The following is a 4,740-nucleotide window of genomic DNA, read 5'->3' on the forward strand; positions in this document are numbered from 1 at the left end:
GCCGCGAGCCTTTCGCGCGCCGCCTGGTCGAAGGGCAGCGCCGGCGGGCGCGCCGGCCGCAGAAGGCGCACCGCCGCGACCAGCAGCAGCACGCCCGCGAGCCCGACCCCGAATCGCAGCGTGTGCGGCGCATCCTCGGCGAACACCACGCCCCACCACGAATTGTCGGCGACGCCGCCCCCATAGGCGACGAGAGCGAGGGTGAAGGCGCACAGGCCGAGCGCGGTCAGCGCCCCGGCCGTCTCGGCCGAAAGCGGCTCGCTCGTCAGCCGCGCGCGCCTGTAGAAGGCCGGCCGGACGGTCGCGAGCAGCACGGCGATCAGCAGGAAGATGCCGGTCAGCCACCAGGGCTCCCCGCGGAGCCAGGCTATCATCGTCCCGTTCAGCAGCAGCAGCAGTGTCGCCCACCAGGAGATGGCGAGGCGCCGCACCAGCCCATAGGCCGCGACCAGCAGCAGGGATCCCACGACCGAGGCCGCGAAATGGCTCGCCGCCTCGTCCAGCAGCTCGAACACGCCTTCGAGCGGCCCGGTCTTGGGCGGCAGCGCGCCGATGAACAGCAGCACGAGCGCGGCAAGCCCCGCGAGGGCCGCGAGCGCCGGCACCTCGAAGGACATCGCGACGCCGCGTTCGGGGGCCAGGCGGTCCAGCAGGTGGCGCCGCTGGCTCACCTCGAAGCCCGCGAAGAGCAGCCCCGCCAGGAACAGCGGCACGATGTAGTAGTACAGGCGAAAGAGCAGCAGCGCGCCCACCACGACGGGTGTCGGCAGGTAGCCCGACAGCGCGAACAGCATCGCCCCGTCGAAGACGCCGATACCCCCCGGCACGTTCGCCGCGATCCCCGCCGTATAGGCCGCCACGTAGATGCCGAGGAAATGCAGGAAGGTGAGCCCTTCGGCCGGCGGCAGCAGCGCCCAGAAGATCAGCGCCGTCACCGCGACATCGGCGCTCGCCAGCGCCGTCTGGCCGACCGCCATGCGGAAGCCCGGCAGGTCGATCTGATAGCCGAACAGGCGGAAATGCGGCACGAAGCGCGCCAGCAGGATGTAGGCGCAGACGATCGCCCAGAGCAGGATGCCCAGGGCCTGCATCGCCCAGCGCGCCGTGCCGTCGCCGAAGAAGGGCAGCACCTCCGGCTCCACCACCAGCACCAGGCCGCCGAGCGCGAAGCCGCCGAGCCCGAAGGTGAGCGAGGTGAAGGCGACCACTTTCGCGATGGCGAGAGGCGGCAGCCCCCAGGCGGCGTAGAACCGGTAGCGCACCGCCGCCCCCGAGACGGTCTGGAAGCCGAGGTTGTTCGCCATGGAATAGGCGACGAAGGAGGCGAGCGAGGTCCGCGCGTAGGACACCGGATGCCCCGCATAGACCGACCCCAGCCGGTCATAGGCCGTCAGGATCAGGTAGGCGAGCAACGTGAAGCCGCCCGCGGCCCACAGCGCGGATGCCGGCGTCGCATGCAGCGCGCCGCGGATATCCGCCCAGGCGAGGCCGCGGAATTCCCGCTGCACCACGAACAGCGCGCCAAGCAGCAGCAGCAGCCCGAACACGGTCGGGCCGTGGCGCTTGAGAAGCGCCAGGGCGCGCTGCGGGCCGGAGGGCTCGCTCACGCCGCGGGCGTTTCCGTGCGCGCGAGCGCGGCCTCGATCAGCCCGATCGTGCCCGCGATGCCGTAGAGCGCCACGAAGCCGCCGAAGCGCGGCCCTTCCTGCTGCCCCAGCAGCACCTGGTACAGCGCGTTGAACCAGGCGCGGGAGACACCCGGCTTGCCGTCCTTGCCCGGTTCCAGGAAGGGATCCCGCCGGCCGGCATCGTAGACGATGTCCTGCGCGGCCTTGGCGCGGTCCTCCGGCGCCATCGCCTCGAGATCCGTCGCGCGGTCGCGCAGCGCGGCCATCAGCGCCGAGAGCGCCTCGCGCTCGGCCTCGCTGGGCAGGCGGAAGCGCTTCGTGGGCAGGACGAAGTCCCGGTAGTAGTGGATGGCATGCTCCACCAGCTTGCCGAGCAAAGGCTGGCTCGCCGGCGTCGCCCCCGGCGCGTAGCGGCGCAGAAAGCCCCAGAGCATCTCCGGATCGTCGGCGTTCACGACCGAGGCGAGGTTCAGCAGCATGGTGAAGGAGACCGGCGGCTCCGGGTCGTTCGGCGCCGCGCCGCCATGGATGTGCCAGGCCGGCACGGCGGGGTCGGCCGCCACGCGTAGCCGGGCGCGGTGCTGCAGGTATTCGTCCACCGCGCGCGGGATCTGGTCGAAATACAGCCGCTTGGCGCGCTGCGGCTGGTTGTACATGAACTGCGACAGGCTCTCCGGCGGCGCGTAGCGCAACCATTCCTCGATGGTCAGCCCGTTGCCCTTGGACTTGCTGATCTTCTGGCCCTGTTCATCCAGGAAATGCTCGTAGGTGAAGGCCTCGGGCGGCTCGCCCCCCAGCACGCGGCAGATGGCCGAGGACAGGCGCACGGAATCGATCAGGTCCTTGCCCGACATCTCGTAGTCGACGCCGAGCGCATACCAGCGCAGCGCCCAGTCGGCCTTCCACTGCGCCTTGCAATGCCCGCCGGTGATGCGCGTGCCGTGCCGCTCGCCGGTCGCGGGGTCGACCCAGACCAGCAGGTCGTCGGCGGGGCGGACCTCCTCCATCGGCACCTGCATCACGATGCCGGTCTTCGGATGGATGGGCAGGAAGGGGGAATAGGTCGCGCGCCGGTCGGGGCCGAGCGTCGGCAGGATCACGCCGCGCACCTCCTCGTGCCGCTCGGCCATGCGCAGCAGCGCGGCGTCGAAGCGGCCGGACTTGTAGTAGTCCGAGGAACTCGCGAATTCGTATTCGAAGCCGAAGGCATCCAGGAACGACCGCAGCCGGGCGTTGTTGTGGTGCCCGAAGCTCTCATGCGTGCCGAAGGGGTCGGGGATGGCGGTGACCGGCCGGCCGAGATGCTGCGCCAGCATCTCCTTATTCGGCACGTTGTCCGGCACCTTGCGCAGCCCGTCCATGTCGTCGCTGAAGGCGATCAGGCGGGAGGGCATCCCCGTCAGCATCTCGAAGGCGCGGCGGACCCAGGAGGTGCGCGCCACTTCCCCGAAGGTGCCGATATGCGGCAGGCCGGAGGGGCCGTAGCCGGTCTCGAACAGCGCCTGCCCCTTGCCGGACTTCGCCAGCCGCGCGGCAACCTTGCGCGCTTCCTCGAAGGGCCAGGCCTTCACGGCGTTCAGGTCGGCGGGGGCGGTCGTCACGGTGGTGCACCCATTCGGTCACAGCGGTGGCGCCTTATAGGTGGCCCTGGGCGGAAGGGCGACCCCGCCGGCGCGTCATGCCCGCCCCGGGGGGCGGCCCCGCGCCGGAAAGCATTGGTGCGCCGGGCCCGTTGCGCTATCCAGCCCGCCCCTTCAGACCCTGAAAGGACACACAGGGACATGCGTGTCGGCATCGTCGGCGCCACCGGAGCGGTGGGCCGGGAACTCGTGGACGTTCTGGGGCGCCGGGCCTTCCCGGTCTCCTCCCTGAGGCTGTTTGCCTCCGCCCGCAGCGCCGGCACGAAAACCACGACGCCCTTCGGGGAGACGGAGATCGAGGAATTCTCCGACGCCAAGATGCGCGACCTCGACCTCGCGCTGCTCGCCGTCTCGGGCGACTTCGCCAAGGCGCATGCGCCGAAGATGGTCGAAGCCGGGGTGACGGTGGTCGACAATTCCTCCGCCTTCCGGCTGCAGGACAACGTTCCGCTGGTGGTGCCGGAGGTGAACGCCTCGGCGATCGGCGCGCATCGCCTGATCGCCAATCCGAACTGCACGACGGCGATCCTGGTCGTGGCGCTCGAGCCCCTGCGCCAGGCCTTCGGGCTGCGCCGCGTCATCGTCTCTACCTACCAGGCGGCGTCCGGCGCCGGCGCGGAAGGCATGGCGGAGCTGGAGCGCGAGACGCGCCGCGTGCTGGTCGACGGCGAGAAGCCCCGGCACGACGTCTTCCGCTGGCCGCTCGCCTTCAACGTCATCCCTCAGATCGATTCCTTCCAGCCGAACGCCTACACGCGGGAGGAGATGAAGGTCGTCTGGGAAAGCCGGAAGATCATGGGGCTGCCGGACCTGCCCATCTCCTGCACCGCGGTCCGCATCCCGACCATGCGCGTGCACGCCGAAGCCGTGACGATCGAGACCGAGCGGCCCGTCACACCCGAGGCGGCGCGGGAGGTGCTGCGCCGCGCCCCAGGCGTGAAGGTGGTGGACGACCCGGAGAACGGGATCTACCCGATGCCGCTGACCGCGACCGGGCAGGATGATGTCGAGGCCGGGCGCATCCGCGCCAACCCCGTCTTCGGGGATCGCGGGCTCGACATCTTCCTCTGCGGCGACCAGTTGCTGAAGGGCGCGGCGCTGAACGCGGTGCAGATCGCCGAGCGGCTGAAGGCCGCCTGATCCGGCCAGGGGGGCGGCGACGTCCCCCTTCGTCCCGGCAGCCGGGCGTTGACCTTTGTCCCGCCCGGCGTGTCTTTCCTGATTTCCGGTATCTTCACCTCCGGCGGCGATCCTCCGGCCCATGGCCATCGGGATCGCCCTGCCCCGCGCCGCGGGTGCGCTGCTGCTGCTCCTCGCTGGCTGCGCGGGCACGCCGCACGGCCGCCAAACCGCCGGCTGTCTCGACGCCGCCGCGCCGGAGGTCGCCGCCTCCGTGCTGCGCATCAGCGTCCAGCCGCGCGGCGCCGGTGGATCGGGAGAGCACTCGCCCGAACTCCGGACTCGCTTGAATC

Annotated in this window: 4 protein-coding genes; 2 read left to right on the top strand and 2 right to left on the bottom strand. The window is 70.9% G+C overall.

Annotation, left to right across the window (positions count from 1 at the left end; translation table 11 throughout):
• Together HW577_RS20935 and HW577_RS20940 are read right to left on the bottom strand one after the other, a co-directional pair.
• Positions 1–1,607, bottom strand: a 1,607-nt coding sequence (locus tag HW577_RS20935; protein WP_332837773.1) for a lysylphosphatidylglycerol synthase domain-containing protein, incomplete at its 3' end; no start/stop codon positions are given.
• Positions 1,604–3,229, bottom strand: a complete 1,626-nt coding sequence (locus tag HW577_RS20940) for a lysine--tRNA ligase (protein ID WP_332837774.1) — start codon at positions 3,227–3,229, stop codon at positions 1,604–1,606. The genes HW577_RS20940 and HW577_RS20935, both read right to left, overlap by 4 nt.
• A 180-nt stretch (positions 3,230–3,409) precedes the next feature.
• Here HW577_RS20940 and HW577_RS20945 point away from each other — a divergent pair, with 180 nt between their 5' ends.
• The gene (locus tag HW577_RS20945; protein ID WP_198378061.1) at positions 3,410–4,408 is read left to right on the top strand and encodes an aspartate-semialdehyde dehydrogenase; all 999 of its coding nucleotides are present in this window, start codon (positions 3,410–3,412) and stop codon (positions 4,406–4,408) included.
• A gap of 121 nt (positions 4,409–4,529) precedes the next feature.
• A partial coding sequence (locus HW577_RS26670; protein WP_232475111.1) for a hypothetical protein occupies positions 4,530–4,740 on the top strand: 211 nt, incomplete at its 3' end.

Source organism: Neoroseomonas rubea (assembly GCF_016106015.1).
GTDB lineage: Bacteria > Pseudomonadota > Alphaproteobacteria > Acetobacterales > Acetobacteraceae > Neoroseomonas > Neoroseomonas rubea.